14 protein-coding genes are annotated in these 16,199 nt (G+C 60.9%); 10 read left to right on the top strand and 4 right to left on the bottom strand.

Translation table 11 applies throughout. From position 1 onward, the window contains the following. The first annotated feature begins 6 nt into the window (after window positions 1–6). The 7 genes from DHB74_RS13520 to DHB74_RS13550 all read left to right on the top strand — a co-directional run bounded on the left by DHB74_RS13520 (window position 7) and on the right by DHB74_RS13550 (window position 10,080). Window positions 7–2,856 (top strand): valine--tRNA ligase, encoded by a 2,850-nt coding sequence (locus DHB74_RS13520; protein WP_499161720.1) that lies wholly within the window; start codon window positions 7–9, stop codon window positions 2,854–2,856. 80 nt (window positions 2,857–2,936) lie between these two features. Next, window positions 2,937–3,908, top strand: coding sequence for an ABC transporter substrate-binding protein (locus tag DHB74_RS13525; RefSeq protein WP_499161721.1), 972 nt, complete (start codon window positions 2,937–2,939; stop codon window positions 3,906–3,908). 59 nt (window positions 3,909–3,967) lie between these two features. Continuing rightward, the gene (locus DHB74_RS13530) at window positions 3,968–4,858 is read left to right on the top strand and encodes an ABC transporter permease (protein ID WP_136870134.1); all 891 of its coding nucleotides are present in this window, start codon (window positions 3,968–3,970) and stop codon (window positions 4,856–4,858) included. Beyond that, complete coding sequence (locus DHB74_RS13535; protein ID WP_036992897.1) at window positions 4,858–5,652, top strand: ABC transporter ATP-binding protein; 795 nt, start codon at window positions 4,858–4,860, stop codon at window positions 5,650–5,652. Before DHB74_RS13530 ends, DHB74_RS13535 begins: the two co-directional genes overlap by 1 nt. A gap of 212 nt (window positions 5,653–5,864) precedes the next feature. Next, complete coding sequence (nhaD, locus tag DHB74_RS13540; RefSeq protein WP_499161722.1) at window positions 5,865–7,235, top strand: sodium:proton antiporter NhaD; 1,371 nt, start codon at window positions 5,865–5,867, stop codon at window positions 7,233–7,235. Window positions 7,236–7,445: 210 nt separating this feature from the next. After that, a complete protein-coding gene (locus DHB74_RS13545) occupies window positions 7,446–8,870 on the top strand; it encodes an amidase (protein WP_499161723.1) in 1,425 nt (474 codons plus the stop codon). Between the two features lie 4 nt (window positions 8,871–8,874). Beyond that, complete coding sequence (locus DHB74_RS13550; protein WP_074781314.1) at window positions 8,875–10,080, top strand: pyridoxal phosphate-dependent aminotransferase; 1,206 nt, start codon at window positions 8,875–8,877, stop codon at window positions 10,078–10,080. Window positions 10,081–10,155: 75 nt separating this feature from the next. Here DHB74_RS13550 and DHB74_RS13555 read toward each other — a convergent pair whose 3' ends face one another. Beyond that, window positions 10,156–10,488, bottom strand: a complete 333-nt coding sequence (locus DHB74_RS13555) for a YnfA family protein (protein WP_499161724.1) — start codon at window positions 10,486–10,488, stop codon at window positions 10,156–10,158. A 120-nt stretch (window positions 10,489–10,608) separates the two neighbouring features. Further along, window positions 10,609–10,863: a Rho-binding antiterminator gene (locus DHB74_RS13560; RefSeq protein ID WP_499161725.1), complete on the bottom strand. Its 255-nt coding sequence runs from the start codon at window positions 10,861–10,863 to the stop codon at window positions 10,609–10,611. 82 nt (window positions 10,864–10,945) lie between these two features. On the opposite strand from DHB74_RS13560, the gene DHB74_RS13565 reads away from it, so the two are divergent. Beyond that, window positions 10,946–11,815, top strand: a complete 870-nt coding sequence (locus DHB74_RS13565; RefSeq protein WP_499161726.1) for a DMT family transporter — start codon at window positions 10,946–10,948, stop codon at window positions 11,813–11,815. A gap of 185 nt (window positions 11,816–12,000) precedes the next feature. Further along, the gene (locus DHB74_RS13570; protein WP_407920293.1) at window positions 12,001–13,782 is read left to right on the top strand and encodes an SLC13 family permease; all 1,782 of its coding nucleotides are present in this window, start codon (window positions 12,001–12,003) and stop codon (window positions 13,780–13,782) included. A 43-nt stretch (window positions 13,783–13,825) separates the two neighbouring features. On the opposite strand, the gene DHB74_RS13575 is transcribed toward DHB74_RS13570, so the two are convergent. Further along, window positions 13,826–14,698 carry a ChaN family lipoprotein gene (locus tag DHB74_RS13575; RefSeq protein ID WP_499161727.1) on the bottom strand — a complete coding sequence of 291 codons (873 nt, stop codon included), beginning with the start codon at window positions 14,696–14,698 and terminating at the stop codon, window positions 13,826–13,828. Between the two features lie 145 nt (window positions 14,699–14,843). Here DHB74_RS13575 and yejK point away from each other — a divergent pair, with 145 nt between their 5' ends. Beyond that, window positions 14,844–15,854, top strand: coding sequence for a nucleoid-associated protein YejK (gene yejK / locus DHB74_RS13580; protein ID WP_036992909.1), 1,011 nt, complete (start codon window positions 14,844–14,846; stop codon window positions 15,852–15,854). Between the two features lie 39 nt (window positions 15,855–15,893). On the opposite strand, the gene DHB74_RS13585 is transcribed toward yejK, so the two are convergent. After that, entirely contained in the window at window positions 15,894–16,133 is a 240-nt protein-coding gene (locus DHB74_RS13585) for a DUF4282 domain-containing protein (protein ID WP_036992911.1), read from the bottom strand. Window positions 16,134–16,199: the final 66 nt, after the last annotated feature.

Genomic DNA, 16,199 nt, shown 5'->3' on the forward strand with positions numbered 1-16,199 from the left:
ACACCCATGGATAAAACCTACCAACCCCACGCTATTGAATCTTCCTGGTACCAGACCTGGGAGCAGAACAATTACTTTGCTCCGCAGGGTTCTGGCGAGTCGTACACCATTGCCCTGCCGCCGCCGAACGTGACCGGTAGCCTGCACATGGGCCATGGTTTCAATAACTCGATCATGGATGCGCTGATCCGTTTCCGCCGTATGCAGGGCCGCAATACCCTGTGGCAGCCGGGTACCGACCATGCGGGTATTGCCACGCAGATGGTGGTGGAGCGTCAGCTGGGCGCGCAGGGTGTAAGCCGTCATGATCTGGGCCGGGACAAGTTTCTGGAGAAGGTCTGGGAGTGGAAGGAGGAGTCCGGCGGCAACATTACTCGGCAGATTCGTCGTCTGGGTAGTTCGGTGGATTGGAGCCGTGAGCGCTTCACCATGGATGAGGGTATGTCCGCGGCGGTGCAGGAAGCCTTTGTGCGCTTGCATGAAGACGGGCTGATCTACCGTGGCAAGCGTCTGGTGAACTGGGACCCGAAGCTGCATACGGCCATTTCCGATCTGGAGGTGGAGAACCACGACGAGACCGGTTCGCTGTGGCATCTGCGTTATCCGCTGGCTGACGGTGCGACCACGGCTGATGGCAAGAATTACCTGATCGTTGCCACTACCCGCCCGGAAACCGTGCTCGGTGATACCGCTGTGGCGGTGAATCCGGAAGATGAGCGTTACCAGGCGCTGATCGGCAAGTTCGTCGAGCTGCCGCTGGTCGGCCGGCGTATTCCGATTGTGGGTGACGATTATTGCGACCCCGAGTTTGGTACCGGCTGCGTGAAAATCACCCCAGCCCATGACTTCAATGACTATGAAGTCGGCAAGCGCCACAACCTGGCGCTGATCAACGTGCTGGACAAGAACGCGGCGGTTCTGGCCCGTGGCCAGGTGTTCAATATTGATGGCAGCGTCAATGATGAAGTGGACGCTACCCTGCCCGCCGCCTACGCAGGCATGGATCGGTTCGTTGCCCGCAAGCAGATTGTTGAAGACTTTGATAGTGCTGGCCTGCTGGAGAAGATTGAGCCGCATAGCCTGAAGACGCCCAAGGGCGACCGCTCTGGCGTGGCCATCGAGCCCTGGTTGACCGATCAGTGGTATGTGTCCACCAAGCCGCTGGCCGAGCCGGCGATTGCCGCGGTGGAAGATGGCCGTATCCAGTTCGTGCCCAAGCAGTACGAGAACATGTATTTCTCCTGGATGCGCGACATTCAGGACTGGTGTATTTCCCGTCAGCTGTGGTGGGGCCACCGCATTCCGGCCTGGTATGACGATGCTGGTAATGTCTATGTCGGCCGCGACGAGGCGGAAGTACGCGCCAAGCACAATCTGGGCGACGCCAACCTGCGTCAGGATGAAGACGTGCTGGACACCTGGTTCAGCTCGGGACTGTGGACCTTCTCCACCCTGGGCTGGCCGGAACAGACCGAAGCGCTGAAGACCTTCCACCCCACCGATGTGCTGGTGACCGGGTTCGACATCATCTTCTTCTGGGTGGCACGCATGATCATGCTGACCATGCACCTGATGAAGCATGGCGATGGCAGCGCGCAGATTCCGTTCAAGACCGTATATGTGCATGGTCTGGTGCGCGATGGTCAGGGTCAGAAGATGTCCAAGTCCAAGGGCAACGTGCTGGACCCGCTGGATATCATCGACGGTATCGACCTGGAATCCCTGGTGCAGAAACGCACCAGCGGCATGATGCAGCCCAAGCTGGCGGAAAAGATCGAGAAGCAGACCCGCGCCGAGTTCCCCGAGGGTATCGCTGCCTACGGTACCGACGCGCTGCGCTTCACCAACCTGTCGCTGGCGTCCACCGGCCGCGACATCAAGTTCGACATGGGCCGCGTCGAGGGCTATCGCAACTTCTGCAACAAGATCTGGAACGCTACGCGTTACGTGATGATGCAGTGCGAGGACAAGGACACTGGTGTGAATGGTGAGCCCGTGGAATTGACCCTGGCCGACCGCTGGATCATCTCCCAGCTGCAACGTACCGAGGCGGAAGTAACTCGCCAGTTGGATCAGTTCCGTTTCGACCTGGCCGCGACTGCGCTGTACGAGTTCATCTGGAACCAGTACTGCGACTGGTATCTGGAGTTGTCCAAGCCGGTGCTGTGGGACGAGAACGCCCCGGCCGAGCGCCTGCGCGGCACCCGCCGCACCCTGGTGCGCGTGCTGGAAACGGCCCTGCGCCTGGCGCATCCGTTCATGCCTTATATCACCGAAGAAATCTGGCAGCGTATCGCGCCGCTGGCTGGCAAGACTGGCGACACCATCATGCTGCAGCCCTGGCCGGTCGCTGATGACAGCCGTGTCGATAGCGCCGCCGAAGGTGATATCGAGTGGCTGAAGAATCTGATTCTCGGCGTGCGTAATATCCGTGGTGAAATGAACGTCGCTCCGGGCAAGGAGCTGGAACTGCTGCTGCGCAAGGTTGGCAGCGAAGACCAGCGCCGTCTGAACGAGAACGAGGCTTTCCTGCGCAAGCTGGCCAAGCTGTCGTCCATCCAGGTGCTGGCCGAGGGCGACGAAGCGCCGCTGTCCGCTACCGCGCTGGTGGGTGAGATGGAAGTGCTAGTGCCGATGGCCGGTCTGATCGACAAGACTGCCGAACTGGCCCGTCTGGACAAGGAAATTGGTCGCCTGGAAGGCGAGGTCAAGCGAATTGGCGGTAAACTCGGCAACGAGGGCTTTGTCGCCAAGGCGCCGCCGGCGGTGATCGACAAGGAACGCGCCAAGCTGGCCGAAGCCGAAAAGGCTGTGGCTCAGCTCAGCGAACAACGGGCGCATATCGCCAATCTGTAATCTGGAACCCGTGGCTCTGACATCAAACACGGACACAACAACAAGCAAACAGGGCCTCTGCCGGCCCGATAGGAAATGCAATGAAGTCACCCATCAGTAAATGGCTGTCCCTGGGCGCGCTGGCTTTGAGCCTGGCTACCCCGTTCTCCAGCGCGGTCGCTGAGACCAAGTCGGTGGCGGCTACCGCCATCGTTGAGCACCCGGCGCTGGACTCGGTACGCGACGGCGTCCGCTCTGCCCTGGAAGAAGCCGGCTATACCGGCGACAACCTCAAGTGGCAGTACCAGACGGCCCAGGGCAACACGGCTACCGCCGGGCAGATCGCCCGCAAGTTTGTGGGTGATCGCCCGGATGTGATCGTCGCCATCGCCACACCTTCCGCCCAGGCGGTGGTGTCCAGCACCAAGTCGGTGCCCACCGTATTCGCTGCCGTTACCGATCCGGTCGCGGCCCAGCTGGTGCGTAACTGGGAGCCTTCCGGCACCAACGTCACTGGCGTATCCGATGAGCTGGAACTGGACCGTCAGATGGAGCTGGTCAAGCGTGTTGTGCCCGATGCCACCCGCGTGGGGATGGTCTACAACCCCGGTGAAGCCAACTCCGTGGTCGTGGTCGAGCGTCTGCGCGAACTGCTGCCAACCATGGGTATGACCCTGGTTGAAGCCGCTGCGCCGCGTACCGTAGATGTGGGCTCTGCTGCCCGCAGCCTGGTCGGCAAGGTCGATGTGATCTACACCAACACCGACAACAACGTGGTGTCCGCCTACGAGTCGCTGGTCAAGGTGGGCATGGATACCAAGACCCCGCTGGTTGCTTCCGATACCGATAGCGTCAAGCGTGGCGCCATCGCCGCGCTGGGTATCGACTACTTCAAGCATGGCGTGCAAGCCGGTGAACTGGCTGTGCGCGTACTCAAGGGTGAAGCGCCCGGCTCCATCGCTCCGCAGAAGAGTGGTGAGCTGAGCCTGTATCTGAACCGTTCCGCCGCTGCGGCTCAGGGTGTCACCCTATCCCAGGAACTGATCGACTCGGCCGCCGAGATCATCGACTGATCCAACCTGCGCCGGTGCTCCCACGCCGGCGCAGCCGTTCACCAAAGGCCTAACATTCCATGTCATTGTTTTCCCTGTTTGGCGCCCTCGAAGTCGGCCTGATCTTCAGTCTGGTGGCGCTGGGTGTTTTCATTTCCTTCCGTCTGTTGCGTTTTCCCGACCTGACCGTGGACGGCAGCTTCCCGCTGGGTGGCGCGGTCTGCGCGGTATTGATTGCCAACGGTATGGACCCTTTTCTGGCGACCATCATCGCTACCCTGGCTGGCGCGCTGGCCGGGATGGTTACTGCGGTGCTCAATGTGCACCTGAAGATCATGGATCTGCTGGCCAGTATCCTGATGATGATCGCGCTGTATTCGATCAACTTGCGCATCATGGGCCGGCCGAACATTCCGCTGATCATGGAACCGACCATGTTCAGCATCCTGCAGCCGCAGTGGCTGGCTGATTACATTGCCCGGCCGCTGATCCTGGTGATGGTGGTGATTGCTGCCAAGCTGCTGCTGGATGCCTATTTCGCCACCCGCCAGGGCCTGGCCATCCGCGCCACCGGCTCCAACCCGCGCATGAGCCGCTCCCAGGGCGTGAATACTGGCGCCATGGTGATTCTTGGCATGGCCATTTCCAATGCGCTGGTCGGGCTGGCCGGGGCGATGTTCGTGCAGACCCAGGGCGGCGCGGATATCTCCATGGGCATCGGTACCATCGTCATCGGTCTGGCTGCGGTGATCATCGGTGAAAGCATCCTGCCGGCACGGCGGATCTTCTACCTGACGCTGGCTGTGGTCATTGGTGCGGTGATCTATCGCTTCTTCATCGCCCTGGCGCTGAACAGCGACTTCATTGGCCTGCAGGCGCAGGACCTGAACCTGATTACCGCAGTGCTGGTCGTGATTGCGCTGGTCATTCCGCTGATCAAGCAACGTCTGACCCGCAGGAGGCATGTCTGATGCTCAGCGCACAGAACCTGAAAATCACCTTCAACCCCGGCACGCCGATCGAGACCAAGGCGCTGCAGGGGCTGTCGCTGGAGATTCCCACTGGCCAGTTCGTCACCGTGATCGGTACCAACGGCGCGGGCAAATCGACGTTTCTCAATGCGGTCTCCGGCGACCTGCCGGTGGATAGCGGCGCGATCCTGATTGATGGCGATGACGTCACCCGCTTGCCGGTGTGGAGCCGTGCTACCCGCGTGGCGCGGGTATTCCAGGACCCCATGGCGGGCACCTGCGAAGACCTGACCATCGAGGAAAACATGGCCCTGGCGCAACAGCGCGGGCAGCGCCGCGGCCTGCGCCGGGCGGTGCGCGTGGACATGCGTGATGAGTTCCGCGCCCATCTGGCCACCCTCGGCCTGGGCCTGGAAGACCGCCTGACCGACCGCATCGGTCTGCTCTCTGGTGGTCAGCGTCAGGCTGTGAGCCTGTTGATGGCCGCATTGCAGCCGTCACGCATTCTGCTGCTGGACGAACACACCGCCGCACTCGATCCGCGCACCGCGGACTTCGTGTTGCAGTTGACCGCACGCATCGTCGCCGAGAAACAGCTGACCACCATGATGGTCACCCACAGCATGCGCCAGGCGCTGGATATCGGCGACCGCACGGTAATGCTGCATCAGGGCCAGGTGGTGCTGGATGTCGCTGGCGATGAACGCAAGGGCCTGGATGTCCCTGACCTGCTGCACATGTTCGAGAAAGTGCGCGGGGAAAAGCTGGCGGATGACGCCCTGCTGCTGGGGTAAGTGGTAAACATACCGCGGCCTGCGCTCGCAGGCCGCTCACGCTGATAGCAAGTGCATATCACCGTGCAGAATTGATCTCTGACAAGTCAGCCTGCCCGCGCAACGCGGACAATACGCGCACCCCATTCCAGTCATCGGCGACAGCTCGCCCCTGACCCGCAGGCCGGCCCGCGCCTGCACGCAGATTTCAAAATCGAGACGGAGTCTTGTTCATGTATGTGTTGATGGCAGTCATCTTTGTGGTTGGCTATTTATGTATCGCGCTGGAACACCCCCTCAAACTCGACAAAGCGGCTTCCGCGCTCCTCACGGCGGCCATGACCTGGGCGGTCCTGGTGCTGGGTGCCAACGAGATCCTGCCAACCCTGGCCCTGGGCAGCAATGACCCTGCCGACTCCTCGGCTATCGTCGTCAGCGCCCTGCGTCATCACCTGGGCGAAATCGCCGAGATCCTGTTCTTCCTGCTGGGCGCGATGACCATCGTCGAGCTCATCGATGCCCATGGCGGCTTCAAGGTCATCACTGATCGCATCACCACGCGCCGGCGCGTTTCGCTGCTGTGGATCATCGGCCTGCTGACCTTCTTTCTCTCCGCCGTGCTGGATAACCTGACGACCACCATCGTGATGGTCTCGCTGCTGCGCAAACTGGTACGGGGCCGCCCCGAGCGCTGGTTGTATGTAGGGGTTGTGATTATTGCCGCCAACGCCGGCGGTGCCTGGTCGCCGATTGGCGACGTCACCACCACCATGCTCTGGATCGGCGGGCAGATCACCGCGCAACAGGTGGTCGTCGAGTTGTTCCTGCCCAGTCTCGTCTGCCTGCTGGTTCCGCTGGCCATTCTCAGCCTGCGCTTGAAAGGTGAGGCGCCGCGCCCGCGTTTACGTGCCCATGTCGCTGAGGGCGGTCATGCCACTACCGATCGTGAGCGCAATGCGGTGCTGGCCATGGGTATCGGGGCGCTGTTGTTCGTCCCGGTGTTCAAGACCGTCACCGGCCTGCCGCCGTACATGGGCATCCTGTTCGGGTTGGGTGTGCTGTGGGTGGCCACCGAGATCATGCACCGGGACAAGAAGCCGGAGCTAAAGCATCCGCTGTCGGTCATCGGCGTTCTGCACCGGGTCGATACGCCAAGCATTCTGTTCTTCCTCGGTATTCTGCTGGCGGTATCCAGCCTGGCAACGGCGGGCCACCTGGGCCAGATCGCTGTGGCATTGCGCGATGGTCTGGGCAATATTTTTGCCATCAACTATGCCATCGGCCTGCTCTCCGCCGTGGTGGACAACGTGCCACTGGTGGCCGGCGCCATGAAGATGTACCCGACAGTCACCGATGGCATGCTCGCCTCTGCCACCACCGACACCGAATGGCTCAGCCAGTTCGTCACCGACGGCCGGTTCTGGCAGTTCCTGGCCTTCTGCGCCGGCACCGGCGGCAGCAGCCTGATCATCGGCTCGGCAGCGGGTGTGGCAGCCATGGGCATGGAGAGGATCGGGTTCTTCTGGTACATCAAGCGGGTCAGCCTGCTGGCGTTCCTCGGCTATACCGCTGGGGCCGCGGTGTATTTACTGATGTACATGTGAACGTTGACTACCGGGGCGCGCTGCGCCCCTGCTCAACGTCGGTCGCTGCCCCAGCGTAGTCACCGACAATCCGGTCGAGACGCTGAACAGTGACATCATCGCCGGCGCCTGTTCGAGGAATAGCTCCCGCCCTGATCCGCCCTCCCTTTTCTGCACTACACTGGGGGTGCGACGTGAATGCGGCCCACTGGCTATGACTGGAGGAGCGATATGCGCAACGATATCCTGACCATGACCGCCACCGACCTGCTCGGCTACTATCGAACTGGCAAGCTCTCCCCCGTAGAAGTCTCCGAAGCCATGCTCAATCAGATTGAGCGCCTCGACAGCCATACCAATGGCTTCTGCCTGGTCGACCGCAAGACCAGCCTCGATTTCGCCCGAGAATCAGAGACGCGCTACCAGCGCGGCGAGCCGCAGGGTCTGTTGGACGGCGTGCCGGTGGGCGTCAAGGATGTCTTCCTCACTCCCTGGTGGCCGACGCGGCGCGGCTCGCACACTGTCGACCCGGACACCACATTGAACAAGGCCGCCCCTTCAGTAGCGGCCCTGGCACGCCATGGTTTTGTGCCGATCGGTAAGACCACCACCCCGGAGCTGGGCTGGAAAGGCGTCACCGACAATCCCATTGACGGCGTCACCAACAACCCCTGGAATCCAGCCAAAACCGCTGGCGGATCGAGCGGCGGCAGCGCCGTGGCGGTGGCACTGGGTATGGCGCCTCTGGCACTGGGCACCGATGCCGGTGGCTCTATCCGCATTCCCGCCGCCTTCTGCGGCATCGTCGGTTTCAAGCCCTCCTTCGGTGAAGTACCCCACTGGCCTGCCAGCCCCTTCGGCACCTTGGCTCATGCCGGCCCCATGGCATGGACCGTGGAGGACTGCGCATTGATGATGAACGTCCTGACCGAAGCCGATCACCGCGACAGCAACGCCGTACCCCGCCGCTCCATCGACTACCTGGCGGCGCTGGAAGGCGGAGTGAAGGGGCTGAAGATCGCCTACAGCCCTAACCTCGGCTTCGTCGATGTAGACCCCGCAGTGGAAGCTGCACTGGCCGAAGCAGTAGCGGTATTTACCGCGCTGGGCGCAGAGGTGACGCGGGTCGATCCTGGGTTTGGTGATCCGCTGGGCGCCTTCGGTCACCTGTTCTATGGCGGCGCCGCCAACGCCATCCGCGATCTATCGGCAAAAAAACGCGCCCTGATGGACCCGCAACTGATCGCGGTAGCGGACAAGGCAGCGCAATTGTCCATGCTCGATTACCTGGGAGCAGTCAATGAATCCATGGCCCTGCGCGAGCGCATGGCGCACTTCCATCAGAAATACGACCTGCTACTGACCCCGGCCCTGCCGATCACCGCCTTCAAGACTGGCCGAGAAGTGCCCGAGGATTGGCCCCATACCCGCTGGCCCACCTGGACCCCGTTCACCTACCCCTTCAACATGACCGGCCAGCCGGGATTGTCGGTTCCCTGCGGTTTTGACAATGACGGCCTGCCCATTGGCCTGCAGTTGGTCGGCGCCCGGTTCAACGACGCGCTGGTGCTGCGCGCCGGTCATGCTTACCAGCAGGCAGCCCCCCTCACTGACCATCGACCAGCACTGTTCGATTCCCGGGTTGAGACGGAGTAAGGCCATGTCTTTGAGTAATATCGATATCGAGATGTACGAATCGGAAGATCCGCTGTGGCACCCGTCCGTGCGCGCCATGCCCATGCCGGGCATCCGCAAGATGGTCAACATGGCGGCGTCGATGCCGGACGTGATCCACCTGTCCATAGGTCAACCGGATCTGCCGGCCCCGGACAATGTCGTCACCGCCGCCGTCGAGGCCCTTCGTGCCGGACAGACCGGCTACACCATGGACGCCGGTCTGCCCCAGTTACTCGAAAGCCTCGCCGCCTATTATGGAGACCGCTACCAGAAACCGCTGACCCCGGAGAATGTGCTGATCACCACGGGCGCCACCGAGGCCATCTATCTGGCGCTTACCGCCGTGTCGGCCCCGGGCCGGCATTTTATCGTGCCCGACCCGTCCTTCATTCTCTACGCGCCGCTGATTCGCATGAATGGCGGTGAGGTCACTGCAGTACCTACCCATGCAGAAAACAACCACCAACTCGATCCCCAGGCGGTGATCGATGCCATCGAACCCCACACCTATGGCATCGTACTCAATTCCCCCAACAACCCGACCGGCACCGTTTACCCGCGGGAAACCCTCGACGCCATTCTTCAGGAGGCGGCCTATCGCAACATTCAGGTGATCAGCGACGAGGTCTATGACCACCTGATTTACGACGGTATCGAATACCCTTCAGTGCTGGAAACCTGCAGCGACCTCGATAACGTCATGGTGATCAGCAGCTTTTCCAAAACCTACAGCATGGCGGGCATGCGCATCGGCTGGATATTCGCCAGCCAGGCGGCCATCAAGATGTTGCGGCGCTATCACATGTTCACCACCACGGTAGCCAACACACCGTTCCAGTGGGCCGGGGTGGCCGCCCTGCACGGCGACAATGACTTTATCGACAACATGCGGGAGGAATACACCCGTCGTCGGGATCGGCTGATAGAGCTGGTCGAGGCCACACCCCACCTCACGGGCTACAAGCCGGAGGGTGCTTTCTACATGTTTCCGTCCTTGCCCGAAGGCGTAAACGGCACCCATGTGGCACTGCGGCTGCTCAAGGAAACCGGCGTGTGCACCATCCCCGGCGAGACCTTCGGCAATCACAGTAACAACGCCCTGCGGCTCAGCTACTCCACCTCTCTGGACAATCTTGAGAAGGCCTTCGAGCGCATCATTCCGTGGATGGAAAAGCAGGACTTTGATTGATTGCGCGCATGCTCCTGATGATAAAGCCGAAGCAAGGGTAGCGATTCGCTCCAGAGCAAGGCGCCTCGGCCAATATCACAGGCTGCGCGGCGCAAACATGATGATCGCCATGCCACTCAACGCGACCGCCGTGCCTACCAGATCCCAGACTGTTGGCCGGACCCCATCGACGGTCCAGAGCCACATGATCGCCATGAAGATATAAACCCCACCGTATGCCGCATAGACCCGGCCCGCCGCCGTCGGGTGCAGTGACAGCAGCCAGGCAAAGGCCGCCAGACACAGCGCCCCGGGCACCAGCAACCAGATGGTTTTCCCCTCGCGCAGCCAGAGATAGGGCAGATAGCAACCGAGGATTTCTGCCAGGGCGGTAATCAGGAAAAGACCGAGCGTTTTCAGTTCAGACAACGGGATCACCTTTTGATGAGGGACAAGGCTGGGCTGGCTATTCGTGGGGTGAGCCGCCAAGCCAAGGGATGCTACGAGCCGGCGCCATTTTGTTCAACCTTGTGCCTCCTGCGGTGATCGCTAAGACTCTGCACCAAAGCGAACCTCATGAAAGTGCGGGTTCTCGGCCAAAGCGGTCATGCCCTGCGCCTCTTCCACCACCACCCATTCCCTGTTCCCGCCAATATCCATCAACAAGCACTCCTCCCGCTGCTCGTTATAGCCGGTGTCCAGCGGCGTCCCTTCCAGCCGCCGGCCATCCGCCCAGATCAGAGCAATGGGGATGCGATAGAGACAGGCAATTTCCAGGTAATCCGACTGATGGCAAGTGATCATGATTGGCACCTTTGATGAGCAAAAAAGCGAAACAGGCATAAGATGAAGATAGCGCCTGTATCCCGACCAGGCAGGAACCGTTATGAATGAGTCGACGTTGCAACCGAACCCACCCGTTTCGATGAGAACCGTCCTGTTTACCTGCATCGCCATGCTGGCATTTGCCGGTAATTCGATACTCTGCCGGCTGGCGCTCAAGAATACCGAGATAGACGCTGCAAGTTTCTCTCTAATACGCCTGATTAGCGGTGCGCTGGGATTATGGTTGCTGCTCGCGCTACGCCAACGCGGCAATCGCAGTACCGGCTCGTGGTCCGGTGCGCTGTCGTTGAGCATTTACGTTGTCGCCTTTACTTTCGCCTATATCCAGCTGGACACGGGAGTCGGCGCCCTGCTGCTGTTTGGCTCGGTCCAGTTGGGCATGCTGACCTATGGCATCTATCGTGGCGAACGGCTTGGCCCGCTGGCCGTGGCGGGACTGCTGCTGGCCCTGGCGGGGCTCGTGCTGCTATTGCTGCCGGGAGCCAGCGCTCCTCCAGCCGGCAGCGCTGCACTGATGATCATCTCGGGGCTCGCCTGGAGCGCCTATTCCCTGCTTGGCCGGGGAGCCGCCGATCCGCTCGCGCTGACCGCCGCGAACTTTCGCAGGAGCCTCCCCATCACACTGGTGCTGTGTTTGCCCTTCCTGGGGGAGCTGCGGCTCGATGGCTGGGGCGCATTCTATGCCGTCCTCTCTGGTGTCCTGGCATCCGGCGTGGGTTACGCCATCTGGTATAGCGCACTTCGCGGCCTGAATGCCGTGCAAGCTTCAACCGTGCAGCTGAGTGTGCCTATCATCGCGACGTTCGCCGGCGTCGCGCTATTGAGCGAACCACTCACTCTGCGGATAGTCGCGGCCTCGGTCGCTGTGCTCGGCGGGATCGGACTGGTGCTCCGCAGGAAGACACCCTGACGCCCATCGACATGTCTGCCCCCGCTAGCCCGCACAACATGATGCGCATAGACTGTGCGCATCGTCCTTTCCAGGAACTGTCCTCCCGGGATGCCATCACCGCCGCGCCCGTCGAATCACCGGCATATGAGTATGGATGCGTGAATACCGAATTGACCATCGTTCTTGCCCTGCTGCTCGGCAGCATGGTGCTCTTCATCCGCAACAAGCCGCGTATGGATGTGGTGGCGCTATTGGTGATCGTCGCGTTGCCACTGACCGGCGTGCTCAGCGTGCAGGAGGCGGTTGCCGGGTTCAGTGATCCCAGCGTACTGCTGATCGCGGCGCTGTTCGTGATCGGCGATGGCCTGGTGCGCACCGGGATTGCCTACCAACTGGGCGACTGGATGGTGCGGCAGGCGGGCAGCAGCGAAACCCGCCTGATCCTGCTGCTGATGCTGACCGTGGCGGGGCTGGGTTCGGTGATGAGTTCCACCGGCGTGGTGGCGATTTTCATTCCAGTGGTGATGAGCGTGAGCGTGCGCATGGGCATTCCCGCCTCGCGGCTGATGATGCCGTTGAGCTTCGCCGGGCTGATCAGCGGCATGCTGACACTGGTGGCCACGCCGCCCAACATGGTGGTCAACAGCGAGCTGGTACGCAATGGGCTGGAAGGGTTCTCCTTTTTCAGCTTCACCCCCATCGGCCTGGCCATACTGGTTTGTGGCATCGGCTATATGCTGTTTGTGCGTCGCTGGCTCGGTGGTTCCGGTGCCGGCAAGGACGAGCCGGATCGCCAGACCATGCATGATCTGGCGGAGTTGTACCGCCTGCCGGAGCGCGAGCGCCGGCTGCGTATCAATGCGGATTCGCCGTTGATCGGTCGCCCGCTCAACGAACTGGAGCTGCGCAGCGAGTACGGCATCAATGTCATTGCCATCGAGCGCCAGCGACGCTTTCGCAATCTGCTGCAGGTGGCCACCGGCAATACGGTAGCGCAACCGGGCGATATCCTCCTGGTTGACCTGGCCAGCCCGGCGATTGCCCTGCTGGGCGCCTATCAGGAAATCGGTGTCACCCCGCTGGAGCTGGAAACCTCCTACTACAGTACCCATTCCCATCAGTTGGGGTTGGCTGAGGTCGCCCTGCCGCCGGAGTCGCGCCTGCCCGGCAAGACCATTCAGGAACTGGAGTTTCGCAGCCGTCATCGGCTCAATGTGGTGGGCCTACGGCGCCATGGTGAGGCGTTGCCGGGGCTGTTGGTGGATGAAAAGCTCAAGGCCGCAGACACGCTGCTGGTCGCCGGCAGCTGGAAGGATATCGATCGGCTGCACCTGCTGACCCGGGATTTCGTGTTGCTCAGCCTGCCAACCGAAATCAAGGAAGTGGTGCCCGCCGCCCGCAAGGCGCCCTATGCGCTGTTCAGCCTGGGCGTGATGGTGGCGTTGATGGTATCCGGTGTGGTGTCGAACCTGATGGCCGCCTTGATCGGTTGTCTGCTGATGGGCACCTTCAAGTGCATCACCATGGATTCGGCCTACAAGGCGATTCACTGGCCCAGCCTGATCCTGATTGTCGGCATGCTGCCCTTTGCCCTGGCGCTGCAGAAAACCGGCGGCATCGACCTGGCCGTGGGTGGGCTGTTGAGCCTGTTCGGTGATGCCGGGCCGCGTGCACTGCTGGCCACGCTATTCATTGCCACTGCAGTGACCGGGCTGTTTATCTCCAATACCGCCACTGCGGTGTTGATGGCACCGGTGGCGGTAGCGACCGCCCAGGCCATGGGAGCGTCGCCCTACCCCTTCGTGATGACCGTGGCGCTGGCCGCCTCGGCGGCCTTCATGACGCCGGTCTCTTCCCCCGTCAACACGCTGGTACTGGACCCGGGCGGTTACCGCTTCAGTGACTTTCTGAAGATCGGCACGCCCTTCACCGTGTTGGTGTTGATCATTACCCTGTTGTTGGTGCCGGTGATTTTTCCGTTGTAGATATCGGCGTAGCGAATCTGTCCTCCACCATTGCGGCGGGGCTTCAGTCGTCAGTTTGCTGCCACTGCGCACAATGATCCTTTTCCGGCCCAGCCGGGGTCAGCCACAGATAATCGGCTTGCTCAGCGCCTGGCATCGACTTGCCCGCCTCGTGCAACATGACCACCACTGGCGCAGGCCCGTCCAGGTGTAGCGGTACGCCCAGGTCCTTGCGTACATGGAAGTTGCCAGCCAGCAACAATGCCGGAGCCGGTGCTGCGATCAGTTGTTCACCCATGCGTACATCACGCTGCTGCTGGATGCCGCGCATGGCGCTGAGTTGCGGCTCGGCTATCTGCCCGCAATGGGATGCTTCGATGGTTTCTCGCAGTTCGGCTAACGCCTGATCGGAATAGCGAGGCGAAACAGCTGCCGGCGTACGGTACAGGGTGGTGATCTCCTCCCGATCGAGATTGGCGGCGCGCAGGTTGACGCCCTCCTCCAACGCCCAGATAACAATGGGCCCGTATAAACTCCAATCCCAGCCGGGGCTCCAGTCCAGTTGCTCCGCCAGTTGTTCAGGCTGCGCTTCGATATCGTCGTTCTGCAAGCTGTCCACGGCCGGTTGTTGCGAGGGCGTAAGCATTTCCAGCAACAGGCTCCCCTGCGGCCGCTGCTGCTGCAATTGACGCAACAGCCAGAGTTGCAGTTGATGATGGTCCACATTGTCATGCTGCTCGCCGACCAGTACATGCTCGGCCTGGGCCAGACGTTCGACCAGATCATCAGCCGACAGCCACAACCCCGTGGCCGTATCCAGCACCTGCCCGGTTCGCTCCGCCTGCGCCATGGGTGTGTTGTGCCACGGCGGCAGCGGCTCGGCGGTCGCCAGCACGGCCCAGCTCAACAACAACCCACTCAGCATCATCCGCTTCATATCCACTCCCATGCAAAAACCAAAATGACTCCGGCCCCAGCGCATCGTGATTTGCGACATATCGGCAACTGGAGTACCTTGCTGCAGCTGACCGCATCGGTTCAGCCGATCGTTGTTTACCTGTTCTACCGCTCCGGATACCAGTATGCCCATCGACAACAGTATTGTTCATCAGATTCACAAGAAGCCTGACGGCCAGCCCGCCAGCCTGACCCTGCGCGATGCCGAGCTGGGCAATTCCGAGGCGCTGGAACAGCTGTTGGCGGGACTGATAGAGGCATATAACAGCAAGCCGAACAAGGCCTGGGGTTATTTCCACGAGGAAAGCGGCGCCTATCCGTTCAGCGGCTGGCTGCAGCAGTTGCTGGATGAGGAACAGGACTTTGTCGGCTTTACCAAACAGTCTGCCGAACACCTGAAAACCCTGATGGAAGGCTCCAACCTGGCGCTTGGCGGCCATGTGCTGTTCATTCGCTACCGCCAGGGCATGACCGCCTTCCTGATCATCGCGCTGCTGCACCACACCGAAGGCGTAACCGTGACGGATGATCTGGAAGTGGCTGCGGCCCGCCACCTGGATCTGTCGGCGTTGAACATGGCGGCACGCATCAACCTCACCGAGTGGAAACAGAACGCTGCGTCCAAGCAGTACATTTCCTTCATCCGCGGGCGCAGCGGCAAGCGCGTATCGGATTATTTCAGGGATTTCATCGGCTGTATCGAAGGCGCCAACCCCGAGCAGGAAACCTCCACGCTGTTGCAGGCGTTCCAGGATTACGTCGGCGAGGCGGACCTACCCTCCGACCAGCTCAAGGACAAGACCAAGGCCATGAGCGGCTACGTCAGCGGCCAGGCCCGCCAGGGCGAGCAGGTAGCGTTGGAGGAGTTGTCGGGGCTGATGGATGAGGAACAGCCGCGGGCCTTCTACGACTACATCCGCAACAAGGATTACGGGCTGAACCCGGAGATTCCTCCGGATAAGAAGACCCTGAACAACTTTCTCAAGTTCTATGGCAAGGCTGACGGTTTGTCGATCAGCTTTGAAGCGCACCTTTTGGGTGACCGGGTGGAGTATGACGAAAGCGATGACTCGCTGGTGATCAAGCACCCGCCGAAAGGGCTGATCCAGCAGTTGCGTAACAAGCGTAAGCCCTGAAAGTAAGGCGGAGGCAAGCCATTTGCCTCCGCCTCAGGATCACGCCTGGTTATCTGCAATCTTTTTCAGATTTTCGTGAATCTTGAACATCACAATCAATAGCTCACACCAGATGCGAACCCCGATCACCCCACCAACCAGCGCGCCCAGCCCAGCCCAGAAGCTAACGGTAAACATGCTGACCAGACCACCGATTATGACGATAACCAGCAACAACCAATAAACACCCGTGAGAATTTTCGGTGTCAGCATTGAATTAAAAAACAAAACATCTTTCATGCGCCAATCCCTTTCGTTATTCCAATAAGCTCAAAAATATAACATCAATATAGCGCTTAGACATCA

This window comes from Pseudomonas sp. G11-1, from assembly GCF_024031555.1.
Lineage (GTDB): Bacteria > Pseudomonadota > Gammaproteobacteria > Pseudomonadales > Pseudomonadaceae > Halopseudomonas > Halopseudomonas bauzanensis.